We start from the raw sequence: 26090 nt of genomic DNA on the forward strand, positions 1-26090 counted from the left end.
ATGACTTTTCCTTTCGGTTTTTGTTGTAACTTATTATTTGAGAAGCAGTTACATTATATCAAGGCTGGAGGGGAAAGTCAAGAAATTAATGTTTGCAACTTCCTGTGTAACAGTGAGTTGTGAATTTTACAGGAGACTAGTAACCTAATATTTAAGGGAGGGAAAAAAGATGAAGAAGATAATAATAGTGAGTTTATTTCTGGGAATAGTTTTTTTATTATGCTTTTCAGTTTATGCCGAGAATAAAAATATAGTAGAGAATCCTGATTTTCAATTGGGGTTGAAATACTGGAGTACATGGGTGTCGGACAAGACAAAGGAGTTCCAGCGCTGGGAGGTTGATACGGATACTTTTAACCGAAGTGTATTGAAATATGTATCAACTAAAAAGGCCGGCCTTTCGGCCGTTGTTTCTCAACATATCCAAGGACTTAATTTCAAAAAGGATACGGATATCACCTGTATTTTAGTTCACCAAGCCTCCAAGGAGGCAGTCGGTAGATTCGCTTTTGCACTATATCAATATATTGAAGGAGAAGAGGTAAAATGCGGGCAAGAGATTTTCAATATTTATGTGGATACTAATATACAGGTTGAACCTGAGGAGTGGATGGAATGGAGTAAGGATTTCAAGATTCTAAAAGGAGTTGACAAAATAATTATACGCATTAATTGTGATATGAAAGGAACCGCCTATTTCCGGCATGTAGGCATTCAATTAAAGAAATCTTTTGAAGAGAAATAAGATTATGGATAAAAAGAAATTCTTTATGAAGTTGGGAAAAAGTCAGCTATTAGGTGGTGTATTATCTATCTTTATTGTATTCACTCTTTTAACAAACCTTAATAGTGAAACTACTGATTTAATATTAGTCAAAGATAGCAAACCATCAGCTCAAATAGTTATTGATGAAAATGCATCACTGGTAGCAAAGTTTGCTGCTCAGGAACTGCAGTATTATATAGAAAAGATAAGTGGAGCGAAATTAGCGATAGTAGAGACTATTGATGAAGAAAAAGCCAACCTTATTATTGGAGATCATGCGGTACTTGAGAGATTGAATGTTGATACTAAAAGTTTGAAGTATGAGGAATTTATCATTCGCAGGTTCGGGAATAAAATAGTCTTCTATGGATATGATATGCTTTCTAAGAGCAGAATAAATGTCCGTAGCACTCAAAGTGTAGGTAGCCTCTATGCGGTTTATGATTTTTTGGAGCGTGAATTAGGTGTCCATTGGTATTATGCCGGAGAGTTCGGAGAGGTAGTTCCAAGAGCCAAAGATATATCAGTCAAAGGAGAGGATATACAGGATAGTCCCAAGTATGGCAATAGATTTCTCAATCCTTATTATACGGATGACGCCAGTGATGAGGATATGAATCAGTGGTATTTGAGAATAAGAATGTCTTTTGGCAAAGGCGTAGCAATAGCAAATCATTCACATCATAAATGGGGAGAATGGTACGGCAAGAGCCACCCAGAATATTTTGCTTTACAGCCAGACGGCACAAGAAAAACAACTGAAGAGCACTATCCCCACCTATGTTACTCATGTCCCGGAGTCTTAAAGCAGGAGATGGAAAACATTCAATCTGCTATCAATGGGAAACTTACATATATAAGACAGCCTACGGCCAAATACATATTCGTTATGCCTAACGATAATTCCCCGATGTATCTATGCCAGTGTCCTGAATGCAAGAAGCAATATACTCCGGAAAGAGGTGGGAATGGCATTACGTCGGACTATGTGTGGAATTATGTATCAAAAGTTGCTGAGGAGTGTAAAAAATTGTATCCTGACAGAAAGGTTTTGTGCTGTGCCTATGAAGGTTATACATTGCCACCGGCTAAAAAACTTGCGGATAATGTTCAGGTTACTCTTTGTATCAGGAATGATCCTTATGTATATCAATTTAATTCCGAAAAGGCCTGGGAAAAATTCGAAAAAGACTTGAAATCTTGGAGGGAAAAGGCAAAACAATTTTCCATATGGCATTATCCTCTGGAGCTTCCTTATAGCTGCAAAGGTATCTACGCTGTAGCCCCACACATTATACAAAAAATTAACAAAAGAGGTTATGAGTACGGTGCAAGAGATGCTTTCTTTCAGATGATTGATAGAAATATGAGCAATAGGGCGAAAAGAGATGGAAAATGGAGCTGGGCTAATCCCGCATTCCAGCATTTAGAGGCGCTTTTCATCGTGAGAACCCTGTGGAATCCTGATATGGATATAGATAAATTTCTTCAGGACTATTACTATGGCTTTTATGGTCCTGCAGGGAAATCAATGGAAAATTTTTTTACTCTTATGATTACTAGCTGGGAGAATTGTCCTCACTATATTCAGAAAACGTACGATATCTATAAATATGTTTATACAGATAATGTTATGAGATCTTTGATTGGACATCTAAGTGATGCGAGTAAAGATGCAAAAAGTGGTATCTATTCAAAACGTGTTGAATGGATAAGAAATGGTTTTGAAGGGATAAAGACAACTTGGGAAAAACGGGCAGCCATGAAAGAAAAATATAAGTAATGGCGGCACCAGCAAAGCATTGGGATATCGAATAAAAAAGAATGTGAAGAATGGGGATAAGGTTAAAAAGAAAAAATAGCGATAGGAAGAAGGTTGTAGAGAGAAAGTTAAAAAATTAACTTTTTAAGCTAAATTTCAAAGAACGTTAGATTCGAATAGAGAATGTATCAATGAGAACTATAAAAATTGAGCTAGTAATTTTAATAGCAACAGGAATAATTTGTTGGCTAGGAACATCAACAATTCAAGCAGAAGAGACTAAGAAAGATACTGGAATTAAACTACTGGGTGCTTTTGAAAGTAGAGAAGAGATACAAGAAGAGTGGAGTGAGCAGCCAACTAAATGGTATATAATACCACGTCTCAAATGGGAGCTTTCTAATCTTCATGCTACTCAAGGAACAGACTCCTTAAAGGTTTCATTTCTAAAACAAAAGCATGATTTTAGTTCGTTTTATAGATACCTTACTGGAGAAAATAGAGATTGGAGTAAATATAAGTCATTAAATTTCGATATCTATAATGAAAAGAATAAAGGAGTTAAGTTGTATATTAATATTAAGGGAATATCCACAGAAAATCCTAAGGAGAAAAAACAATATTTGGGGTACTTAAAATTGAAAGCAAATGCGATGAATCACTTGGAAATTCCAACTTCTAAATTGACAAAAAGTGGAATTAACCTGTATGAAGTGTTCTATATTTGTTTTTCTTACACTTTTTCGACAAATAGTCCTGATCCTGATTGCACACTTTTTTTCGATAATATTAGACTTATTGCTAAAAATACAAAAGAAGCACCATCCGAGCTTGTTTTACTGCCCAATAAGAATAATGAAAATAATAAGATTATAATACGTGGGAAAGTAAATAGTATAAGCAATTTTCAAATTGTGACAAGAGAGAATCCATCAAAAGCTGTGTTTTTTGCCGCGCAAGAATTGCAGCGGTACATACAAAAAGTTACAAAAGTTAAACCAAATATTATCGAAGGTGCCTCTAATGGAGGAAAAAGCATTTTTATCGGACATAATCTCACCTTACCTAAGAAGAAAGAGTTTGATCCGCTAAACTATAAGGAAGAAAAATTTCTCATCACAGAATGGAATGGTAATATTGTTATTATGGGAGGAGAGTCAGATATTGAGCCAATTAGTTCGCAGATTGGCAATTTTGGAGTTCTTTACGGCACATATGAGTTTATTGAGCGTTTTTTAGGGGTTCGGTGGTATGCTCCTGGTGAGCTAGGCGAATGTTATGAAACAAAAGGGGAAATTGAAATATCAGGATTGCCTATTGAACAAAGAGCTGCTTTTTTCTCCCGCACTTATTGGCCTTTTATATTTAATGAAGCCACTATTGAAGAAAGTTATCTGTGGTATAGGAGACTTAAGGGTATTGGAATAAAGAGTTTAAATCCTAATCATAGCATGGTGCACCTTGTTCAGTATAAGGATTCGCACCCTGAGATATTTGCTCTTTCTTCCAGTAAAGAACGTATTTTGGGGAACTGGGATGAGAAAACTAAAAAATGGAAGGGTGGTTATCCTCAATACTGTTTAAGTCATCCAAACACGCTCAAGCTTTACCTGAAATCAATAGATGATTGGTACAGTGGAACAAAAGAAGGCAGGTTGTGGATTCATGCCCATCCTACTGATGATTTTATATATGTAGTGCCTGATGATAATTTTCGCACAAATCCTTGTCACTGCAAAGCATGTCAGGCTAAAATGGATCCTTCAAGAGGAGATAAGGGAATTCAGAGTAACCTGGTGTGGGAATTTGTTGCTAAAGTGGCTAAGGAAGTTTCCAAAAAATATCCTGATAAAAAAGTCGTTGGACTAGCTTATGAAGGTTATTATTTACCGCCCAGAAATGTAATCTTGCCAGATAATGTGATTGTTCGGCTTTGTGTTAACCCATATATGATTTATTTTGGATTACCCGAGTATGAAAAAGAATTAGAAAGGATGATAGAAGAGTGGAGTAAACACGTATCAAGTATTTCTGTATGGCAGTATTACCTGCCCTATTCAGATGTTCCATATTTTTTGCCACATAAGATCGTAAACTATTATAAGAAACACAAAAATATAATAACTTCTTGTTTTACAGAATTAATGGATACACATTTACACCATCGTCCTATTAAAAAAGTCTTACGATACAAGAATGTAAGAGTAACAAGTGACCTGGCGCAAGTGCATCTTAATCTTTTTTTTACTATGAAAGCTTTATGGGGTGGATATACAGATGTAGATCAGGAACTTGACTGCTACTATAAGCTTTTCTTTGGACCAGCCAGTGTTCCCATGAAAAAGTTCCATGAATTACTGATAGACCGCTGGGAAAATGTGAGAGGCGTGGAAGCTCAAAAAGGAGCATATCCAACTTTCTCCGGACAAGATGTGTATGGGAAAATATATCCGCCAGAGGTTGTTGAGAAAGCTGTCAAATTATTTGATGAAGCAATGACTCTCGCCCCCTCTGGTTCAATCTATAGAAAGCGACTTGAATGGATAAGAGACGGTTACTTTGATGAATTCCAAAAAATAGCAACTGCGTTTCATAAAGAAAATAAAGAGAACTGGATTGTTACAGAATTGTCAGAGATAGAAGCACCTGTAATTGATGGAAAGTTAGATGACAAAATATGGAAAACAGTAGAAAAACACGAATTATTCAAAACAGATGGCCCAATTCCTCCAAGATTTCCTACGAGTTTCAAATTATCAACGGCTAATAATACCTTATTCATTGCCGTTAAAGGGACAGATCCTGATTGGGAAAATCAAAGATTAGTACATACCACTTACGACTCTCCAGTGTATACAGATGATTCCATTGAGATATTTATATGTCCTGATATAAACATACCTGAAACCTACTATCAAATTTGCATAAATTTAAAAGATGTTATTTTTGATCGCCGCGTAATAAATATGAATGGTGACCCTAAATGGCAAAGTGGCGTTAAGAGTAAGACAGTTATAGAAGAAGGTTTTTGGGTAATGGAGATTGCTTTACCTTTAAAGAGTTTGGATATAGAAAAAATAATTTCAGGCACTACATGGCGTTTTAATCTATGTAGAAACAAACGAAGCGGAGTTGGAGAGAACCATGAGTTATCTCAGTGGACACCTACTTGCAGGAATTTCAATAAACCAAAAGATTTTGGAAAAATTCTTTTCACTGAGCAATCTCCTTTTTTTGAGACATTTAGCGGTCCGGAAGAAAATTACTCTTTTGCTTTTTATCGAGCGATAAATACTCCTGATGGTATAAAACCGGACTACAGCGAAGGATATCGCAATTGGCACAAAGCAACAAACGATATTCTTCTATGGAAAGTAACCTTCCCTGCAAATAAAAAACAATGTAAGGCAGAATTTTTCTTTAATAAAGCTGTAAAGGATATAAATGTTTCAAATTCTCCCTGGTGTGAGCTTAGATTTTGTAACACTTATAAAGATGTAGGTATAACGGCTGTCTATTCTTATGAAGGTATAGATGGCAAAAAATATACTGATTCTTTTAGAATAAGCTCTCAAGAGGGTTCTCCCAAGTGGAGAGTTAAAGTGTTTAATTTTGCAAAAGACGGAGTTAGGGCAAAAAAAGCTAAAAGAATAGATAAAAAAGATTACGCATCTCCTCTAAAGTTAACTTATTTTGCAATTTATCTAAGTTGTTCCTGCTCTAAAAAAGAAGAGGTTATTCGGCACATAGAATTGGATTATATTCGTATAACAAATCATCCTATTAAGCTTGTTAGAGAATAGATGGAAAAATTAATAAATTAGGAGATGATAATGAGACTATATAAAAAAGCTGCTGGATTTACCCTTTTAGAGTTGCTTGTTGTAATTGCGGTGATTTCTCTCCTTGCAAGTATGCTGTTGCCAGCTTTAAGTAAAGCAAGAGAGATGGCAAGAAACATCAAATGCGTCAGCAATCTAAAGCAACTGGGATTAGTTGCGACTCTTTATACACAGGATTATGATGGATGGATTTTACCTAGTAATGTTAGCCCAACAGCTTCCGTTGATTTGATTAATCAATGGATGTATATATTGCGTGATAACTATGGAATATCTTATCCAGCTCTTTCGGAAAGAAGAGGATGTATTTTTGAATGTCTTTCTGAGAAAAGAGGTTGGGGACAATATGCCGATGGGCACTTCCTTTATACTATGTATGCATCTAATGCTCGTCTTATGGGAAATTTAGAGACTGGTTATCCTCTTCATAAAACATCCCGAATTTCTGATGCTACAGTAGCTATAATGCTAGTAGATAATGATCGAATAACTGATTATGAGATAGACTATATTACTGCTACGGGCTATGTTTCCTGTAGGCATAATGAACATGCAAATGTTTTATATGCAGATGGTCATGTAGAAGGAAAAACTAGAGCTGAGTTAAGACCTGGAGACAGTTTAACAGCAGCTCTAACAGCTGGATACGACTAATAATCTAAAGTTCCCAAGTTCCTTTAACAGCCATTTTCAAAATTAAGGAAACAGATAGGCGAGGGTTAGATTAGAATGAATAAAAAAGGGATTTTGCTACGCATTGGTCTAAAAAAGAAGCTGATTTTCATAGAAAAAGGCTTAAAATTAGTGATTTTCTATGCAGTTCAGATGGGAAAGTGTAGTTTTTGTATCAGTTAGTTTTTTTGAGAAGATAGTAAATGATAGGAAAATGAGTTATAAAAGCGAAATGGCAGCATTAAATCTTGAATTTACAGATATTGTGCCGAGGACAGAATACTCTGCTGACCTCCTTCACTGGTCCCTGATAAAAAAGGCTACAGGAATAGATAGGGTAAGTGTTAAGGAATATGAATACGACCTGGAAGCAAATCTCAAGGATTTAGTGGCAAGACTAAAAGCGAAGAAATACAAGCCGCAACCAGTTAGACGAGTATACATACCCAAGAGTGAAGGAAAGAAGCGAGGGCTGGGAATTCCCACAGTAGAGGACAAAATAGTGCAAATGGGAATTAAGAAAATACTTGAGGCAATCTTTGAGGTAGACTTCATAGATGTATCATATGGATTTCGTCCTAACAGAAGTTGTCACAAAGCGTTGAATGTGTTGGATAAAACCATAATGACCAGACCCGTCAATTATGTGGTAGATATGGATATTAGAAAATTCTTTGATAGCATAAACCACCAATGGCTGATGAGATGTCTAAGACAAAGGATAAAAGACACAAGTCTGCTCAGGTTGGTTGCCCGCTTCTTAAAGGCAGGGATAATGGAAGAAGGTAAATTTATCAAAACAGACAGAGGCACACCGCAAGGCGGGATATTAAGCCCCGTCTTGAGTAATATTTACCTGCATTACATTTTAGACCTGTGGTTTGAGAAGGTAATTAAGAAAGAGCTAAAAGGATATGCTAAGCTCATCCGATACGCAGATGATTTTATTGTTTGCTTTCAGAGTGAAAGCGAAGCAAAAGCGTTCGGGGAAAAGTTAAAGAAAAGACTTGATAAGTTCGGGCTAGAGATAGCCGAGAACAAATCGAGGATAATTGAGTTTGGCAGATATGCTTGGCAAAGGGCGCAAAGAGAAGGCAGGAAAGTGGCAACGTTTGACTTCTTGGGTTTTACACATTACTGCGATAAAAGCAGAAAAGGGAATTTTAAGTCAGGGCAAAAGACCTCAAGATTGAAATTCAGGCAAAAGATGAAAGGTATGAATGAATGGTTAAAGAAAGTCCGAAACTTCGTAAAGTTAAGAGAGTGGTGGAAAGTGTTGAGAGCAAAATTGCTTGGACACTACCGCTATTATGGAATAAGTGGCAATATGAGGGAGTTAAGGAAATTCTACATTCAGACATCGAAACTTGCTTATAAGTGGATAAATAGACGCAGTCAAAAGAAAAGCTATGCTTATAGGCAGTATTGTCGTTTTAAGGAATACAATCCGTTGCCTGAACCGAAGATATATCACTTAACATATGTCCTATACTCGCATAGAGGAAGTATTACTGAAGAGCCGTGTGTGGGAAATCCACAAGCACGGTTCTGCGAGGGGCATTAAATAACCATAGGAGGTTACAAAAGATGTCTACTCGACAAAGAACAAATAATATTTTGACAATAGGTGCGTTGTTCCTAATCTTATTTGTATTTGCAAATACAACTTTTGCAGAGGATCAGCTTTACGTAAATATTTCCAAGCAGGATGAAAGAATTACACTTGCAAGTGGCGATGCCGTCTTTACTGTGAAAGCAGCTAAGCAAACACTTATTACTGTAAGTGGGTGCCGTACTGCACTCTTAACAATTCAGAACAAAACAGATAACTTCTCTATGAGGCCAGAGCGCTTAAAGGAAGCAAAGATGGTTGCTGATGATAGTGAACATAAGATAGTGAAAGCAGTATTTTCTCTGATTGATAGCACTAAAGATATTGGCAAAGAATGCAAGGATTGTGAACTTGAATTGTTATTGGAAATAAAAAAAGATATTCCCTGCTTATTCCTGACCAGCCGTATAAGAAATATAGGAACATCTTCCTTTGCATGTTATTCTTCCTGGGGTTGGTTTTATGGGAAAGATTACACTACTCCTGATTTGAATGTAAATTCATGGAAAGGCAAATATGGAACTTTACCAGCAGTTGAATGGCTGTATCTGAGCTCCCTGCCTAAAGTAGGTCAAATGACAGGTTATGGGATTATTACTTCTGAAACTCTTCAGCAAACTCCTTTCACCAGTCTTCTGATTATGCCAACTCCCAGCACTCAGACAATTGGGCCGGAAGATGAGATAAAGATGCAGATGATTCTTCTTCCAGCAAAGAGTGCTAAAGAGGTAGAATCTATATATCAAAAGGTGCAGCCATATCTTAAAAAAAAAGAAATAGATGTCAAGATGAATAAAAAAGAAGATTATGTATTAGCAACAGGAAAACCAGGTCCTGACTCAGTTTATTATAAACCACGGAAGCAATTTATCGGTTATCCTGCTTTATCGCTTTCGGATGAGGAAAGACCTTTGCCGAAAACAGGCGCCGATGGAAAATATAACCTCAGAATGACGAGGATTTCATATGGAAATGTTACTAAGGAAGAAGCGGAGAAAATAGCCAGGCAGGCTAAAGAAAGGGGGTTTAATATTATTTTAGCGGAGCGTAACCGCTATCTTTTTAAAGAGCCTGAGGATAAATTGGGTACGTCTGGTAACCACTTCTTAACCCTGGATGAAATAATAAGAAATGCAAAAATAATGGTGGATGCCTGCCATAAATACGGAATTAAATTTTTTCTCCACACCACCTGCACTATGGTGACCAAGGAATATATAGACAAGCATCCTGATTACGCTTCGATTGATATTAAAACGGGCAAGCCAATACACAATGAATACGGCACTTATTGTACCTGTATTGCGAATAAAGATTTTCAGAAGGATTTTTTGAAAAGATTAGAAAGATTAATTAAAGAGACCGGAGCAGATGGATTGATGCAGGATGAGATAGCTTTCTGGTCGTATAGTGCAGTTTGTCCTTCTTGCCGAAGAAGATTTAAAGAAGAAACAGAGTATAGTTTACCTGAAAAATATAATGCTTTTTTTAGTGATTCGAAAAATCCTGCTACTATTCGGTGGCAAAAATGGCGGGGAGAAAAAGTACTGGAAGTTAATTTAGCTGTCAAAAGTATATTGGGAAAATATGGAGCTACTCGCATAACGTACCGTTCTCATAATACGCTACCCAATACCTATTTTAGAAGTGGTAGTAGATTTAGTGAATCTTTGAAATGGGCTGATATTATCGGCTATGAATGTGAACCTCCTGGCTTTCGTAATGGATATCTTTATCTCTGGCCATATATCATCTGTGAGATGAAGAATCTAAGAGGAATCTCTGACCATACAGATAGTGCTCCCTGGACATTATTTTATCCAACGACATATGGAGATTATACATGGGGCTGGTTAATTGCTATGAGCCAAGGCTGTCGTCTTTGGTGGATATCTGAAGATGACAATGCAACTAAATGCTGGCAGCCTTTGATTAACTGGGAACAGAAGTATGAAGATATCTTGATGAAAACCAGGCCATATGCCAACATTGGTATCCTCTTTTCCCTGGATACAAGCCTCTATAACCCCAAAAGAAATACACACGAATGGATATATGGTTTTACTGGTTTATGCACTGCCTTAACTGACAGTCATATACCATATAGAATTATCATTGACGAGGATATGGATATTAAAAGATTAAAAGAACTGGATTTAAAAACAGTTATGCTTTTGAATACTGGTAACCTTTCAGATAAAGCAGTAAAAGCAATTCGTGAATTTGTTAATGCAGGGGGAACACTTATTGCTTCAGGAGATGCCTCTCTTTACGATAATCAAGGCAATCAAAGAAAGGATTTTGGCTTAGCAGAGCTCTTCGGAGTTTCATATCTCTCTGAGACGAATAGCAGAGAAAATATCCTTTCTATACCCAAAGAAAATGAACTCACAGGTAAGTTTATCGGAACTTTTGAACATAATGAACCCTTTGATCTGGTAAAGGTAAAAAATGGCAAAGTAATTGGGGAGATGGTAAAGGAGAATGGCAGGAAATATCCTGGAATAATACTAAACAATTATGGTAAAGGAAAAGTTGTCTATTTTGCCGGACATCCTGAATTAAAATACTTCTATACCTCCTACTACCGCAACCTGATAGAACCAGGAACTTACTGGGAAGACAACCGTGATGAAAAATTCGGAAAGATATTAAAGCAGTGCGCCATCTATAACAATAAAGATATTCCTTTCATCGCAGAAAATCTACCTTCCGGAGTAGTGGTGGAAGCATATAGACAGAAATATGGAGATTTAGAAGGAATTCAGGTTCATCTGGCAAACTTCTTAGGTGGTAGACTCAAGCAAGGAATAGTGCCGACAACAACGGATGTCAACTTTCCAGATGTAGGGAAACATCTACCTTCCACTGATAAGCCAATTTCTATTTCTGTAAGAGCAGAAAATATGAAGAAAGTATATCTGATTTCTCCTGATTTTGATGAAACGGTAGAGATGCCATTTATTAAACAAGGTGAATATATCAAGGTAGAGTTACCTATTTTATATAGATACGCTATCCTTTACTTCAGTCAAGGTAAAGATGAGAGGATATTAAAAATAACCAAAGGCAAAATAGTCAATAAGATACCTGAAGCAAAAAAATTACAGATTATAGAAAAAGTTCCTTTAGTTGGTAAGTATGACCCGAATAATATTGTAATATTTGCTGATTCAGAGAAAATCATTGGTGGAAAGTATACTGGTCCAAGTAAAGGCGAACTGTCACGGATAATATATGGAACAGAAAGTGAAATTCCTGAAATAAAAACGACTTTTATTTTAAAGAAAAAGGTAAAAAAGGTTACACTGGAGATAGGAGCGAGAGATGATAATATATCAACAAAAGCTCCACTGGAGATACTTATCAATGATAAAATTGTCTTTCAGGGAAGAAGTACCTATCCAGATAATGAATGGGGTGTAAGACAATTTGAGGTTAACTCAGAATATATTAAAGTTGGAGAGAATTCGATAATTATTAAAAACACAGGAGAGGGTAAGAAGATGTGGCCGCCCTGGCAAGGCATTAACTTCATAAAGGTCATTCCTGAATATGAATAAAAGGAGGCAAAATTATGCTAACTAAAATAAGAAAGATGTTTGGAAGTGTTGGATTTACGTTAATTGAGCTTTTGGTTGTAATAGCAATCATTGCCCTGCTTGCATCGGTGCTTTTGCCTGCACTGTCAAAAGCAAGGGAGATGGCGAGAAGAATCAAGTGTGTAAGTAATCTAAAACAGCTAGGATTATCTTTTGCTATGTATGCCCAGGATTATGATGGGTACTCTGTTCCTGGAAACACAGCTTCCGGTGGTTTAGGACTGTGGTCTTATACACTTTGTCATGAAGGTTATGCTACAGGCCCTTTATTTCACTGTCCAAACTTGCGTGGAAAAGCAAAATGGTGGGAATCTACATGGAAAGATTATACAGATAATCCTAGCGCAACAGACTGGATATATCCCGATTATGGATATAATTATTATCATATTGGGAGTAGTAAGTTAGAAGCTTATGGTAATACACACTGTCCCCCAGCAAAACTATTCAAAATCAGATGCCCTTCAGAAACAGTATTGTTAGCTGATACCCGCTATCAGTATTTCACGGTAAACAGAAATTTCGGATATTACCTCCTTCGTTACAATGCTACAGGTACTGAGGTAAATGAAGCATTTTTAGATCCCAGACATAATGCCTGTGTTAATATTCTATGGGTAGATGGACATGCAAGCTCAGAACCAGTTCCTACAGGTACCAGTGCGGCTGGGTCTAATCCATACAGCACCAAGTTTGCCAATGGTGCTACTGTAGGTGATGCGTCCAGCTTATGGGATAGAGAATAAGACATAGCATGCAAGTAAGATTATACAAGTTTAGTTACAGAAAGTAATGGGAAAATTTAGATGAAAAACTTATTTTACAAAGTCTCAGTCAGTCCTGAACAAGTTTTTGTTAGTAACCGCGTTACAGTCAAGATTAGTATTGAATTGTGTGACGACGTCAAGATAAAGCCAGGAGGAGCAGTAAAACTAAGGGTGCATGGCAGGCATCTATGGCCGATATTTCAATCAAACAATCCTAAGCAGGACTATGTAGAAGATACCCATAATACGCAGGTTAATACAGAAGGGAAAGTACTGAGAATTAAAAAACACTGTTGCTATACTGTTGCTTATTTATACAAGGAAAACAGAAAAAGCCCAATAAGATTAAACATTGATTGTTTTAATGACTCCATGACAGGCGAAATTATAGCATTGCTTGGTAAAAACGAAATGGATCATAGAGACAAATTGCAGATAGTTATGGGAGACAAATCCGGTGGAGGAAAAGGATGCGTGCTTAACCACATTTCTCAGGAAATAAACTTTTATATAAGCGTTGATTTTGAAGCTAATGAGAATTTTATATACTATGGTGAGCCGCTTGTATTAAAGAAAATACCACAAAAGGCATCTTCTTTCGCTGCAGTTGTTAGTTCTACTTTTAATTCAGAGTTTGATAAGGTGAATCTTTTTGTTAAAGCTCTTGATAAACATAAAAATGTAGCTGAGAACTTCAATAAAGAGATTGAAATAAGAGAGTTAGGAACAAAGGAATATTCTGGTAAGCTTGAGCTTAAAAATGGATTGGGAAATATTGAAATTCCTGTTTCGAAATGCTGTTCAAAAGATATATTGAGTTTCCGTGTAAAAGATAAAACCGGCACACTAAAGGCAAAATCCAACATTTCTGTTAAGCAAAATGATAATCTGAAGCTTTTTTGGGGAGATATACATGGCCATACATCGTTTTCTGCAAGTCAGGAAACACCTGATTTCTATTTCAGGTACGCACGAGATATTGCAAAACTTGACTTCGTCTCATGCCCGGAGAACGATTCCTTAATAATTGACAGGAAATTACATTCACTTCCACAGGGTCCTTTCTGGAACACCAGAGAATCTGCATGGGCAATAGTAAAATATATGCATTCAATATATAACAAACCTGGTAAATTTGTAACAATTCTGGGCTATGAATGGTGTGATGTTCAAAGAAGCAGCCCACGTACTAGTTTGCCCTATGGACATAAGAACGTTTATTATCTGGATGATGATGGGCCAATCTTTTCTCATACTGACGGGATAAGTGATAACCCTGTTAAATTATGGGCATTACTCAATGCTAAAGGAGCAATAACTATCCCACATCATCCTGCATATCCCCTTGAGAGGCGAATGACTGGAACAGACTGGCGCTTTCATGATGGAAGATTTCAACGGCTTGTTGAGATATATTCAAAGCACGGGATGTCAGAATACTACGGAAATCCAAAACCTCTAATTAGATGCCAGAAAGGCAATTTTGTACAGGATGCGCTTGCCAGAGGATATAGACTTGGTTTCACTGCAGGGTCAGATACACACATAGGCCGACCTGGAAGCGATATGGAGGAAAACGCAATATATTTTCAAGAAACCAAAGGTAAATCAGGACTGACTGCAGTTTATGCAGAGGAACTTACCAGAACTTCAATATTTAAAGCCCTGTATGAAAGAAGATGTTATGCTACAACAGGAGAGAGAATATTTCTCAAATTTTCCTTAAATGATTTTCCAATGGGTTCTGAGATCTTATTAGAAAGAGAAAGCAAACCTGATATAAAAATTGAAGTCCATGGGACAGAAAAAATAAAAGAAGTAAGCATTATAAATAATGGGAAAACATTCTTTAAAGACTCTCCTGGAAAGCAAAGTGTAAGTTATGATTTAAAAGGTAAAAAACCTAAAGACAATGATTATTATTATGTAAGAGTTGTACAGGAAGATGAAGAAACTGCGTGGTCAAGCCCGATATGGATAAACTTTTAGTAAAAACTATAACCGGAGGATAATACAATGCTTAAACCTGAATCTACACCCGGCAAGACAGATTGGTTTGTTCACGACCGATTTGGTCTATTCATTCACTGGGGCATTTATGCGGTTGCCGCCCGTCATGAATGGGTTAAAAACTATGAAAAAATAACGGATGAAGCGTATCAGAAATACTTTAACCATTTTGATCCTGACCTGTATGATCCAGAGGCATGGGCAAAAGCAGCGAAAGATGCTGGAATGAAGTATGCTGTCCTGACGACAAAGCACCACGACGGCTTTTGTCTATGGGATTCTAAACTGACTGATTACAAAGCAACGAATACACCTGCAGGACGCGATCTTCTTAAGCCCTTTGTTGAAGCTTTTCGGAAGCAAGGAGTTAAGATAGGATTATATTATTCGCTGATTGACTGGCATCATCCTGAATTTCCTGTGGACGGTCGTCACCCGCAACGCGATGATGAAGAATTTAAAAAACAGGCAAAAAATCGTGATATCAAAAAATATGCTGAGTACTTACATGCTCAGGTTCGGGAATTGCTTACAGGATTTGGGAAAATTGACTATTTATTTTTTGATTTTTCTTACTCTGGTCATGAATATCTTGGAATGAAGGGAAAGGGCAAAAAAGACTGGCAGTCTGAAAAGCTTATTAAGGTGATAAGGGAATTAATGCCGGATATAATAATCAATGACCGCACAGAGATCCCGCAGGATTTCTGCACTCCTGAGCAGTTTCAATCTCGCGATTGGGTTCATGTAGATGGGAAACCTGTTGTATGGGAGACATGCCAGACGTTGAACGGGAGCTGGGGTTATCACAGAGATAGCTCTGGAGTCTTTGGATCGTCAAAAACTCCCTTTGCATGGAAGTCATCAGAGATGCTGCTCAAGATGCTGATTGATACAGTCTCTAAAGGCGGGAATATGATATTAAATGTGGGACCTACAGCAAGAGGGCAGTTTGAACCAAAAGCTTTGGAAAGACTGCATGATATAGGTGAGTGGATGAAACTTCATTCCCGCTCTATCTATGGCGCAACTCAGAGTGAATTCAAGCCGCCTCAGGACTGCAGATTTACCCAGAACGGCAACCGTCTTTATCTGCATGTCTTTTCATGGCCTTTTAAAACCATCCATCTTGATAACATGGCAGATAAGGTTGAATACGCACAGCTCCTGAATGACGGCTCAGAGATAAAGATACAAAGACATGGACTAAAAGAAGAACATGTTTCCCTATCTGAAAAATTAGGTCCTGAAACATTTACACTTGCTCTACCGATTGAAAAGCCGGATATAGCTGTGCCGGTTATTGAGTTGTTTTTAAAATAGGAAAGGATTATAAAATGGCAAATGTAAAAGCAAAAAAGTTGCCTTTCCTAAACAGAGCTGATCCAAAAACTCCAACCATTGGTGTTTTTGCTACAAGTGACCCGCGGATTGATGAGCTGAGCCGCAGGCGCTGTCAGAATATTGTTGAGATGGTTGCAAATACTATCTCAGGCAAGGTTTACCTGCCTGATAAGACGCCTGTTGAGGTGGTTTATTCAGCAGTTCTGATAGATGGAGAGAGAGAGGCAGATGTTGTTGCCCAACAGTTTCGAAAAGCCGGTGTGGATATTCTTGTGTGTGTTCCAGATACATGGGCATTTCCTCAGCTGACACTTATATCATTACTGCAGCAATTTCCTGCAGATATCCCGATAAATATCACCTGCGGCAACAGTGCTCCCAAGCCGGGTGTTGTTTTTGCCCAGGCTGTTAATGGAGCTATTTCTCAGTATGGGCGTATGGTGCATATGAATGTTGGAACCTGGCCGGATACAGGTAGCAGTCCAAAAATGACAGCAAAGACTGCTGAGAATCTTATTGACTGGTGTTACGGCGCTGTTACAACTGTTGGGTTAAGAGGAAGACGCGTTGTTATATTCGGGCATGACTCAATGGGAATGGAAACAGCCTTAGCGCATATTCTCCCCACGAGAAATACATTTGGCATAGAAGTTACACGTCTGGATATGAAACTGCTTGCTGATATGCTTAATAAGAAAGCATATAATAAAAAAGAACTGATTGGATTGAGAAAGTGGCTGAACCGCTATGTTGGAAACCGGATTGAATTACAGAATAATGAGGATGATGAAAGATTCAATCAGTCTCTTGCAATGTATCTTATAAACAGAGATTTATTAAATGATTTGAATGCCGTAGGTGGCGGATTTATGAGTCAGCTGGAATGGGGCTCTGATCCACGTGGTATTCCTTTGCCTGTTGCAGATGTAATGGAATCTTTGTTTAATTCAACCTTTGATCATAACGGGCGAAAAGCACCTGTTCCCTATGCTACAGAAGCTGACGTACAGGGACTGCTCACTATGCTTTTTATGACTTATCTAAGCGGGGGTAATCCTCCTTTATTCATGGATTTCCGCAAAGTCTGGGAAATCGGGGAACTCAAGGTACTTGCTAAAAGGCTTAATATCCATCTACAGGGTAAGGAACTATGGGAGAAAAAAGGAATAGTAGACGGCGACAATTCAGGGAGCGCATCCTTTGATTGGGCAGCAAGACCCGGTGCAAGCATTAATGAGATTATGTCAAAATGCAGATTTCCGTTAGCTGACCTGTATTATTTCCCGGGCGGCGGTAATTCGGTGAATTATGTTTCGCCGGGCGGAATAGAGGGTATTGCAGCCAGATTATGTTATAATACAATAAGCGGCTTATTCTCAATGGTCTGGGATGAGGTTTCTACTGCTGAGCTTCCAGCCAAACTTTGCGATGCTGTTTGTCAGGCATCTACCCCAACATGGCCACATACATTTGTTGTGCCAAAGTATGCAAGCATGCTTGAATACAAGCAGTTTGCGCCAGCAAATCATTTTCATATGACATGGAACCTCAAACCTTCCCGGCTTGAATACTGGATGGATTTGACCAATGTTCTTTCTATTACTCCATGGCAGGGGAGACCAAAGTTCATAGAGAATATTGACAGACCTGTTCCTCTGATTTATCTTCAAAACGGCGGCGAAGAGAACACAAAGCTTCTCAGAAATAAAAGATAAACTATCTATTTTTTTTAAGCAATGCTCTTACCTTCAGAGGAAGGCTCCAGATATCAATAAATCCCTTTGCAGATTTATGATCAAACGTATCTTTGGATGTATATGTAGCCAGATCTTCGCTGTACAGAGAGAACTTTGATTTTCTTCCGACAACGGTACAGGTGCCTTTATAAAGTTTTACCTTTACTGTACCTGTCACATTTTCCTGTGTTTTATTAACAAATTCATCCAGAGCTTCTTTTAATGAAGAATGCCATAGCCCATAATATATTATTTCTGCATATTTCTGAGAGATTATTTCCTTAAAATGCATGGTTTCTCTGTCAAGAACTAGTTCTTCAAGAGCGTTATGAGCATTATGGAGAATAACTGCTGCAGGAGCCTCATATATTTCTCTGGATTTAATTCCTACGAGCCGGTTTTCAACCATATCTATTCTACCAACACCGTTTTGAGCGCCCAATTGATTTAATTTTTCTATTAAATTTATACTGTTAATAGTATTCCCATTTAGTTTTCTTGGTATGCCCTCCTCAAAATATATCTCTATATATGCTGGCTTGTTTGGTGCTTTTAGTGGAGATTGTGTGATCTGGTACGCTTCCTCAGGAGGTTCCATCCATGGATCTTCAAGAGCCCCACATTCAATTGCTATGCCCCACAGGTTTCTGTCAATGCTGTAAGGGCTTTTCTTTGTAATATCAACAGAAATTCTATGTTTTATTGCATAATCTATCTCTTCCTCTCTTGATTTAAGTTCCCATTCCCGCAGCGGCGCAATTACTTTTATGTCCGGATTTAATGCTGCAAAGGTTGCCTCAAATCTCACCTGATCATTGCCTTTGCCAGTACATCCATGTGCTACTGCATCAGCCTTTTCTTTCTTTGCAATTTCTAAAAGTCTTTTTGCAATAAGAGGACGGCCTAATGCAGTCGCTAGAGGATATTTGTTCTCATATAGTGCGCACGCTCTCAGAGAAGGAAATACATAATCCCTAACAAACTCTTCTCGTAAATCTTCAATATATATCTTGGAAGCGCCTGTTTTTATTGCCTTTTCTTTAAGCGGTTCTAGACATTCACCTTGCCCAAGGTCTCCGGTATATGCAATAATCTCTGCGTTGTATTTATTCTTTAGCCAGTGAATTATAATAGAAGTATCAAGCCCTCCTGAATATGCAACTACAATTTTTTTTGCCACTTTTTGTCCCCTCCTGCTTTTTATAGATTAATCGATTACACTTGCAGACTTTAATCGCTCAAGCAGAGAACCCGTTTTGCCGTATTCTCCTAAACTCAAGTCAGATACTACTACTCTTCCAATATACTTTTTTGCCACAGATGGCCATCTTCCCTCAGTATATTCCCATGTATCATGGATAACATAATAATTTCCGTTATCCTCTCCAAGATAGAGCATTATATGCCCAGGCATATAAAGAATGGATATGCCGGGTGGAAGATTTTTAAATCTATCAAATCCTGCAATTTCCCTGCCCATTTTTGCTTGCCAGCTAGAGTTGCGCGGCATTCTTATTCCAAAACACGCAAATATATCCATTATGAATCTGGAGCAATCTCTTTCCCCTTTCATCCCTCCCCAACCATAAGGTGCATGTAATAATTTAAAGGCCTGATTGATTGCATTCCTTTTTGTATACGGAACATATCCTGTGTGTACATCCTCATAAGCTGGTATATATGCCTTTCTAAAAGATAATTTATTTCTTTTATTTGCGGCAGGAAACGTAATAGTAAAATACTCTTTTTTGCTGCTGCTCATTAAAGGAAAGTGAGTTCCCATCTGCGCACTATCTAGAAAATTTTTACACTCAGAATCAGAGAATATATCGATTTTATTCCCAGTTACAACAACAAATTCTTGAGCTTTCCTGTACTCAATAATATCATTCTTATTATCTGAGATTGCAATATCTTCAGCATGAATCCAACCTGAAGTAATCTCTGTTTTAACGTATGCCCATTTCTTATCTCTTGTCTCCCATAACAAAGCCAGAGGCTGCCCCACATCAATAGCGCTGTCCTTGAATCTATCAAAATCATGGTTGTTTTTTCTGGACATAATAATCTCATCTGTGGGCAATACGCGTAGATTTGTCCTGCGAAGTGTGAGTCCAAACTTAATATCTACTTTATCAGGGATTTTATTTGGGTCTATGTTGCGGTATATAGCTTCAAAAAATAGATTATCAACCCGCACATTATCAGTTGTGTACCATTTCTCTCTTTGAATACGTTTACTTGAATTAAGTATATTTCCGGATAGTTGCTTGCCTGACATTATATTATCTATCTGGATTACTTTTTCTAATATTCTTTCTCTCTTGCGGTTAGTTTCATTGAATTTTTCAATTTCCTCTGTGGACATTATCACCTTATCTGGATTATCTATCTTGGATATCCAATATCCAGGAGTATGCATCTTTACTTTAACATGAGGCAAAGGATAAGGAGCTATGCAAAGCTTGGAAGCACAGCCGGAGATAAGTATAAATGTCAAAATCCAAATACCAAATAAAATCCGAAATCCGAAATCCGAAATCCGAAACAAATTAGGAATTCTAATTTTTAAAATTCTAAACATTGTTTTAAACATTTGTATTTTAGTTAAGAGAAAAACTAATAACCACCGGATATATAATTTTTCATATGTTTGTTTTCTGTGATAGCATCATTTAAAAGTATCTTGACAATATCTCCAATAGACACAATGCCTAACAGTTTTTCGTTATCCATTATAGGAATATGCCGGATCTTGTTATTGGTCATAATTTCCATAATTGCTTCAATTTTATCTTCTATTGCAGCAGTAATAAGTTTGGCTTTTGGCGTCATAATATCCTTTACAAGCTTATCGCACATTTGTCCTTTTGTATTAAACGCTGCATGTAATATATCTCTTTCAGAAATAATTCCATGGATATTGCTATTCTTGTCAATGACCATTAGCGCCCCTATTCGCTTCTCATTTAATAACTTTATACAATCACACAAAGGTTTATCCGGCTGGATCTGAAAGACAACGTCTCCTTTTTGCTGCAGTATAGATTTAATACTCATTTAAAACTCCTTTCTGAATAGTTTCATTTATTATAGAGCAAAAATTAAAAAAATAAAAGTCTAGTGTTGCCTTATACTTCCCGCTGTTTAAAAATTAACACGAATATGCTATATTAACTAGCTATGGATAAAAAAGACAAGGTGTTTTACATAACAACACCTCTTTATTATGTTAACAGCCACCCGCATCTTGGACATTCATACAGCACAATAGTTGCTGATATTATCAACAGGTACAAAAAACTATTTGGCTTTAAAACTTATTTCCTTACAGGTACTGATGAACATGGGCAAAAAATAGTTGAAGCAGCTAATAGAGATGGTAAATCTCCAAAGGAATTTGTAGATGAAATATCAGAAGAATTTAAGAAAACGTGGCGGAAGCTAGGGATAGAATATTCTCAATTCATAAGAACAACAGATGGTTCCCATAAGAGAATTGTTCAGAGTATTCTCCAAAAAGTTTATAATAAGGGTGAAATTTATTTTGCGGAATATGAAGGATTATATTGTGTCGGCTGTGAAAGATTTCTGGATAAGAGAGAACTGGTTGATAGTAATTGTCCTGAGCATAAGGCAAAACCAACATTAATCAAAGAAGGCAATTATTTCTTTAAGATGTCAAAGTATCAGGATTGGCTCATAGATTATATAAATAAAAATGAGGAGTTTATTTCCCCTGAACAGTATAAAACAGAGATATTGTCTTTTTTGAAGGAGCCGTTGAATGACCTGTGTATATCGCGTCCTAAGGACAGATTAGACTGGGGAATTGAGCTGCCATTTGACAAAAAGTATGTAACATATGTCTGGTTTGACGCTTTAATTAATTATATCTCTGCGCTGGGCTATCCCGACGGAAACTTGTTTAAGGAATACTGGAAATACTCACATCATATTATTGGAAAGGATATTTTAAAGGCGCATGCTGTGTACTGGCCTACGATGCTTAGTGCTATTGGATTAGAGCCAATGCAGAAATTAATAGTTCACGGATACTGGAACAATAAAAGCATGAAAATGAGCAAGTCAATTGGAAATGTGGTTGACCCCTTAGAATTAGTCAATGTTTTTGGTGTTGATGGTCTTAGATTTCTACTGATGTCTGAGATGGTTTTTGGCAAGGATGCAGATTTCAGACTTGATTCATTTATAACAAGTTATAACGCGCATCTGGCAAACAATTTTGGTAATTTAGTCAGCAGGGTCATTAATTTCACAGTAAAGAATTTTGACGGCAGAGTGCCCGAATGTATGGAGCTGACAGATCTTGAAAATGTCCTTCAAGAAAAGGTAGGAAAGAAGATAGATTCAATAAAAAAGGCTCTGGATAATTTTCTAATTCATGAAATTACAAAGAATTTTTTGGAAATTTCAGCTCTTACAAATCAATATTTTGATAAAACTGAGCCGTGGAAGCTGGTAAAGAATGAGGGACAAAGAGATCGGCTGGGAAGTATCCTGTACACATGCTGTGATATTATCAGAATTATGAATATTTTAATTTCTCCTGTAATGCCCAATATCTCTTTAAGACTTGCCAACTATCTGGGATATGACTCTGTGAAAACTGATGAACTGGATTTGAACTTATTACAGCCAGGCCAATTAATGCGTAAGCCAGAGTCCTTATTCCCAAGGATAGAGCAATGAAAATAATGATTGTTGCAGGTGAGACATCGGGGGATTTGCATGGAAGCAATCTTGTAAGATATATGAAGGAAATAGATCCGGGACTTAAATTTATTGGTATGGGTGGACATAGAATGCGCACTGCAGGCGTTGAAAATATATTCAATATTGATGACCTTGATATAGTTGGTGTAGGCGAGGTATTTAGAGGAATATTTAAGATAAAAAGGCGTTTTAATAAATTATGTGAGATCATGGATGAAGATCATCCGAAACTAGTTATTCTTATTGATTATCCGGGCTTTAATTTGAGATTAGCTAAGCAGGCAAAAAAGAGAAATATTAAAGTTGCTTACTATATCAGCCCCCAACTATGGGCATGGGGAAAAGGCCGCATAAAAACAGTAAAAGCATACGTGGATAAAATGATAGTTATTCTTCCTTTTGAGGAAGATTTTTATAAAGGGTATAATGTGCCGGTAGAATTTGTTGGGCATCCTTTACTTGACATAGTAAAAACGTCCGGTACAAGGGAAGAAATCTTAACAAGTTTGGATATAACAGGAAAACATGTTGTTGGTTTATTGCCAGGAAGCAGAAAACAGGAGATAAGAAGAATATTGCCTGCATTAGTTCAAGCTGCAAAAATGATAAAGAACTCTATCTCTGATGTAGAATTTGTGCTGCTATGTGCAGAAAATATAGATGAGGAGGATCTTGAACAAGTTCTTCATACCCTGAAGATTAGTATTAAGATTATTAAAAACCGAACATATGACGGAATGAGCTGTTGTGACCTCTTAATCGGGGCATCAGGAACTGTAACACTTGAAGCAGCGCTTCTGAATGTGCCAATGATTGTTGTTTATAAAGCATCTCCTTTTACAAGTTTTTTATTTAAAACTTTTTTAAGGGTTCCCCATATAGGGCTTGTAAATATAATGGCTGGTGAGAGAATAATTCCTGAGTTATTACAGGAAGAAGCAAATCCTGAAAATATTAGTAGATGCACTCTTGATATACTAGATAGCAATGAAAAAATGAGAGATATAAGAAATAGACTAGCTAGAATAAAAGAAAAGCTGGGAAGCCCGGGCGCAAGCAAAAGAGCAGCAGAGAGTATATACCAAATGCTGGAGGAATAAATCTTTGATTCACAATAAAGGACATGTCATTGCGAAGGACGGTGTCATGAAGCAATCTTTTTTGTCATTCCATGACTTGATTGGGGAATCCAGCATTTTTATTGAGGTTTTGAGCAATTTGAGCTATGGTAATATGGCTTGTTCAGTAATTAATATTAGATGAAAAAGGAGAAAATACTATGTCAACTGAATTAACATGGCGTAAGGCAATTGACAAAATTCTTGGAGCTTCGACAACTCCACTTCATTACAATGAGATAACCGAAAAAATTATTTCGGAAGGGCTCCGTCAAAATTTAGGAGCCACTCCCTCCGCAACCGTAAATGCACAGATCAGTGCTTCAATCAAGCACGCTGGTGCAAAATCACCTTATATTCGGCTTGGGAAGGGAATATTTTCTTTGGCAAAAAAGAATGAAGTCGTGTTGATCACAACGAAGCCGAAACTGACACCAGAGATATTAGAATCGGAAGAATCTGAGGAACAGTATGAGATAGTAACTTCATTTGGAATGTTCTGGAGAAAAGACGCTGTTGAATGGAATATGGAATGCAACCCCAAAATTACTCGGAATGCAACAAATTGGAGCTACTCCAGTCGATTTCAATAAACAACTTGGAATCTATCTCTTATACGATGGAAGAGAAGTAATATATGTGGGACGGACGTCTGATCGCCCTTTGGGAAAAAGACTTTATGAGCATACTATGGATCGACTGACAGCTCGCTGGGATCGTTTTTCGTGGTTTGGTCTTCTGCCAGTTTCTGAGTCTGGCACACTGGGACAACTTCCAGCAATCTTTAATGCCGCCAAATTAATTCCAGCATTAGAAGCAATCCTGATTGAGGCTCTTGAACCACGCCAAAATCGAAAACGTGGTGATGACCTTGCTTCTGTAGAATATATTCAACGAATTGATCCAGAGATTGAAAAGAAGAAAATAAAAGCTACACTCGATGCCGCTTTAAACAAACTATGAAGTCAAATAACAGGATTGAGTGAACCGTCCGTTCAGCCGGTCGCTCATTCAGAGCATTATAATATACTGGGGCATGATATGAATAAAGTCCTTAATGACTTATTAAAAGCATTAGACGCTCTTTGGAATAATTTTAATAATTGCAGAGCATACTTTCCATGCATTCAAGAAAATGCAGTCGGCAGTATATCAGCCAGTACTGCTCCCTATTATATTGCGCAAGGCTTTAATATATCATTTGTTTTTAGTAAGAGACTATCTAAAGAAGGGATTTTGAAAATTAATCAGATTGGTCATTGGATTAACCAAAATTTTATTGTTAGGCTCTGCGCTTTACTTGAATCGTATCACATATTATCAAACAGTATTGATATTGATTTTACTTTGGATGGCGCTAATCATATTAATATTGTTAGACGATTAAGAAATTATTTTGCTCACTCATCTGGTAAATTCAATCCCGAAAATAAAGACCATGTTATTACAATCAAACTTATTAGAGATCATGTTGGAATATCAATTGATAATAGGTCTGAATGGCCATTGTCTATTGATACCGTTTTGAAGCCATTGTATGAAGGCTGCGTAAATTACTCAAAACAGAAAATGGAGAACAGAAAGCAGAAAGGCAGAAATAAGGACAATTAGTTTTAAAAAACAATGTTAAACCTTAACCATCTGGATTCCCCAACCAATTCATAGAATAACACAAGAAAGCAAAGGGCACGGCGCGCCGTGCCCCTACGGAAAAATCACAAAAACAATTAATATCATGGAATGGGCGAATACACGGATTCGCCCCTACGGAACAATTTGGTTTGCCGGTGTTCGGTTCGCAATGACGGAAAGGGATATTCAAACGGGCAGACGCAAGGGCTGCCCCTACAATAACCGCCAGCTAAAGCAGGCGGTTGCGGTGGAATTGTAGCTCAAAACCGTGAAAATCACCGATTTTTTATAAATTTTCACGGTTTTGTTGACAAAAGAGTGAAAAGATATATACTGTCACCATGGCAAAAACACTATATGTTTTTAATACAATCAATCGCTTAAGAGAGAGGTATTATATTGCGTCTGTCGGGAAACAATCGCTTCTGAAATTATTGAGTGAAGCGGAGGTTGCCGAGCAAGTGTATAACTCCAATGCCATTGAGAACAG

Annotated in this window: 16 protein-coding genes and 1 pseudogene; 14 read left to right on the forward strand and 3 right to left on the reverse strand. The window is 37.3% G+C overall.

The features are described 5' to 3' along the window. The first annotated feature begins 169 nt into the window (after positions 1-169). From KKC91_07770 to KKC91_07815, 10 genes are all read left to right on the forward strand, one after another. Positions 170-745: a hypothetical protein gene (locus KKC91_07770; GenBank protein ID MBU0478449.1), complete on the forward strand. Its 576-nt coding sequence runs from the start codon at positions 170-172 to the stop codon at positions 743-745. A gap of 4 nt (positions 746-749) precedes the next feature. Further along, a complete protein-coding gene (locus tag KKC91_07775) occupies positions 750-2549 on the forward strand; it encodes a DUF4838 domain-containing protein (protein MBU0478450.1) in 1800 nt (599 codons plus the stop codon). A gap of 170 nt (positions 2550-2719) precedes the next feature. Further along, positions 2720-6331 (forward strand): DUF4838 domain-containing protein, encoded by a 3612-nt coding sequence (locus KKC91_07780; GenBank protein MBU0478451.1) that lies wholly within the window; start codon positions 2720-2722, stop codon positions 6329-6331. Between the two features lie 24 nt (positions 6332-6355). After that, positions 6356-7024: a prepilin-type N-terminal cleavage/methylation domain-containing protein gene (locus KKC91_07785; protein ID MBU0478452.1), complete on the forward strand. Its 669-nt coding sequence runs from the start codon at positions 6356-6358 to the stop codon at positions 7022-7024. Between the two features lie 232 nt (positions 7025-7256). Next, complete coding sequence (gene ltrA / locus KKC91_07790) at positions 7257-8606, forward strand: group II intron reverse transcriptase/maturase (protein ID MBU0478453.1); 1350 nt, start codon at positions 7257-7259, stop codon at positions 8604-8606. A 23-nt stretch (positions 8607-8629) separates the two neighbouring features. After that, entirely contained in the window at positions 8630-12217 is a 3588-nt protein-coding gene (locus tag KKC91_07795; protein ID MBU0478454.1) for a beta-galactosidase trimerization domain-containing protein, read from the forward strand. Between the two features lie 14 nt (positions 12218-12231). Further along, positions 12232-13002 (forward strand): type II secretion system GspH family protein, encoded by a 771-nt coding sequence (locus tag KKC91_07800; protein MBU0478455.1) that lies wholly within the window; start codon positions 12232-12234, stop codon positions 13000-13002. 60 nt (positions 13003-13062) lie between these two features. Continuing rightward, entirely contained in the window at positions 13063-15012 is a 1950-nt protein-coding gene (locus tag KKC91_07805; GenBank protein MBU0478456.1) for a DUF3604 domain-containing protein, read from the forward strand. A gap of 27 nt (positions 15013-15039) precedes the next feature. Further along, positions 15040-16356 carry an alpha-L-fucosidase gene (locus tag KKC91_07810; GenBank protein ID MBU0478457.1) on the forward strand — a complete coding sequence of 439 codons (1317 nt, stop codon included), beginning with the start codon at positions 15040-15042 and terminating at the stop codon, positions 16354-16356. Between the two features lie 14 nt (positions 16357-16370). Then, entirely contained in the window at positions 16371-18092 is a 1722-nt protein-coding gene (locus KKC91_07815; protein ID MBU0478458.1) for a hypothetical protein, read from the forward strand. A gap of 1 nt (position 18093) precedes the next feature. Here the strand turns inward: KKC91_07815 and KKC91_07820 are convergent, their stop codons facing one another. The 3 genes from KKC91_07820 to KKC91_07830 are packed head-to-tail and all read right to left on the reverse strand — an operon-like array spanning position 18094 to position 21173. Next, positions 18094-19293, reverse strand: coding sequence for an argininosuccinate synthase (locus KKC91_07820; GenBank protein MBU0478459.1), 1200 nt, complete (start codon positions 19291-19293; stop codon positions 18094-18096). 27 nt (positions 19294-19320) lie between these two features. After that, complete coding sequence (locus tag KKC91_07825) at positions 19321-20697, reverse strand: SH3 domain-containing protein (protein MBU0478460.1); 1377 nt, start codon at positions 20695-20697, stop codon at positions 19321-19323. Positions 20698-20732: 35 nt separating this feature from the next. Continuing rightward, complete coding sequence (locus KKC91_07830; protein MBU0478461.1) at positions 20733-21173, reverse strand: CBS domain-containing protein; 441 nt, start codon at positions 21171-21173, stop codon at positions 20733-20735. 123 nt (positions 21174-21296) lie between these two features. Between KKC91_07830 and metG the strand changes: the two genes are divergently transcribed. The 4 genes and pseudogenes from metG (at position 21297) to KKC91_07850 (ending at position 25579) form a co-directional block, all read left to right on the forward strand. Next, positions 21297-22826 (forward strand): methionine--tRNA ligase, encoded by a 1530-nt coding sequence (gene metG / locus KKC91_07835; GenBank protein ID MBU0478462.1) that lies wholly within the window; start codon positions 21297-21299, stop codon positions 22824-22826. Next, positions 22823-23950 (forward strand): lipid-A-disaccharide synthase, encoded by a 1128-nt coding sequence (gene lpxB / locus KKC91_07840; protein MBU0478463.1) that lies wholly within the window; start codon positions 22823-22825, stop codon positions 23948-23950. The genes metG and lpxB overlap by 4 nt, the downstream gene beginning before the upstream one ends. A 179-nt stretch (positions 23951-24129) precedes the next feature. Beyond that, positions 24130-24931: pseudogene (locus KKC91_07845) on the forward strand (hypothetical protein). A 78-nt stretch (positions 24932-25009) separates the two neighbouring features. Continuing rightward, a complete protein-coding gene (locus KKC91_07850) occupies positions 25010-25579 on the forward strand; it encodes a hypothetical protein (GenBank protein MBU0478464.1) in 570 nt (189 codons plus the stop codon). Positions 25580-26090: the final 511 nt, after the last annotated feature.

The organism is bacterium (assembly GCA_018812485.1).
In the GTDB taxonomy this organism is placed as follows: Bacteria; JAHJDO01; JAHJDO01; order JAHJDO01; family JAHJDO01; genus JAHJDO01.

What these genes read in the sequence shown, in the direction of transcription:
- KKC91_07850 (MBU0478464.1), top strand. Translation starts at nt 25,010, where the DNA reads ATGAATAAAGTCCTTAATGACTTATTAAAAGCATTAGACGCTCTTTGG.
- KKC91_07800 (MBU0478455.1), top strand. Translation starts at nt 12,232, where the DNA reads ATGCTAACTAAAATAAGAAAGATGTTTGGAAGTGTTGGATTTACGTTA.
- KKC91_07795 (MBU0478454.1), top strand. Translation starts at nt 8,630, where the DNA reads ATGTCTACTCGACAAAGAACAAATAATATTTTGACAATAGGTGCGTTG.
- KKC91_07815 (MBU0478458.1), top strand. Translation starts at nt 16,371, where the DNA reads ATGGCAAATGTAAAAGCAAAAAAGTTGCCTTTCCTAAACAGAGCTGAT.
- KKC91_07810 (MBU0478457.1), top strand. Translation starts at nt 15,040, where the DNA reads ATGCTTAAACCTGAATCTACACCCGGCAAGACAGATTGGTTTGTTCAC.
- lpxB (MBU0478463.1), top strand. Translation starts at nt 22,823, where the DNA reads ATGAAAATAATGATTGTTGCAGGTGAGACATCGGGGGATTTGCATGGA.
- metG (MBU0478462.1), top strand. Translation starts at nt 21,297, where the DNA reads ATGGATAAAAAAGACAAGGTGTTTTACATAACAACACCTCTTTATTAT.
- KKC91_07785 (MBU0478452.1), top strand. Translation starts at nt 6,356, where the DNA reads ATGATAATGAGACTATATAAAAAAGCTGCTGGATTTACCCTTTTAGAG.
- KKC91_07775 (MBU0478450.1), top strand. Translation starts at nt 750, where the DNA reads ATGGATAAAAAGAAATTCTTTATGAAGTTGGGAAAAAGTCAGCTATTA.
- ltrA (MBU0478453.1), top strand. Translation starts at nt 7,257, where the DNA reads ATGAGTTATAAAAGCGAAATGGCAGCATTAAATCTTGAATTTACAGAT.
- KKC91_07830 (MBU0478461.1), bottom strand. Translation starts at nt 21,173, where the DNA reads ATGAGTATTAAATCTATACTGCAGCAAAAAGGAGACGTTGTCTTTCAG.
- KKC91_07780 (MBU0478451.1), top strand. Translation starts at nt 2,720, where the DNA reads ATGAGAACTATAAAAATTGAGCTAGTAATTTTAATAGCAACAGGAATA.
- KKC91_07825 (MBU0478460.1), bottom strand. Translation starts at nt 20,697, where the DNA reads ATGTTTAGAATTTTAAAAATTAGAATTCCTAATTTGTTTCGGATTTCG.
- KKC91_07805 (MBU0478456.1), top strand. Translation starts at nt 13,063, where the DNA reads ATGAAAAACTTATTTTACAAAGTCTCAGTCAGTCCTGAACAAGTTTTT.
- KKC91_07770 (MBU0478449.1), top strand. Translation starts at nt 170, where the DNA reads ATGAAGAAGATAATAATAGTGAGTTTATTTCTGGGAATAGTTTTTTTA.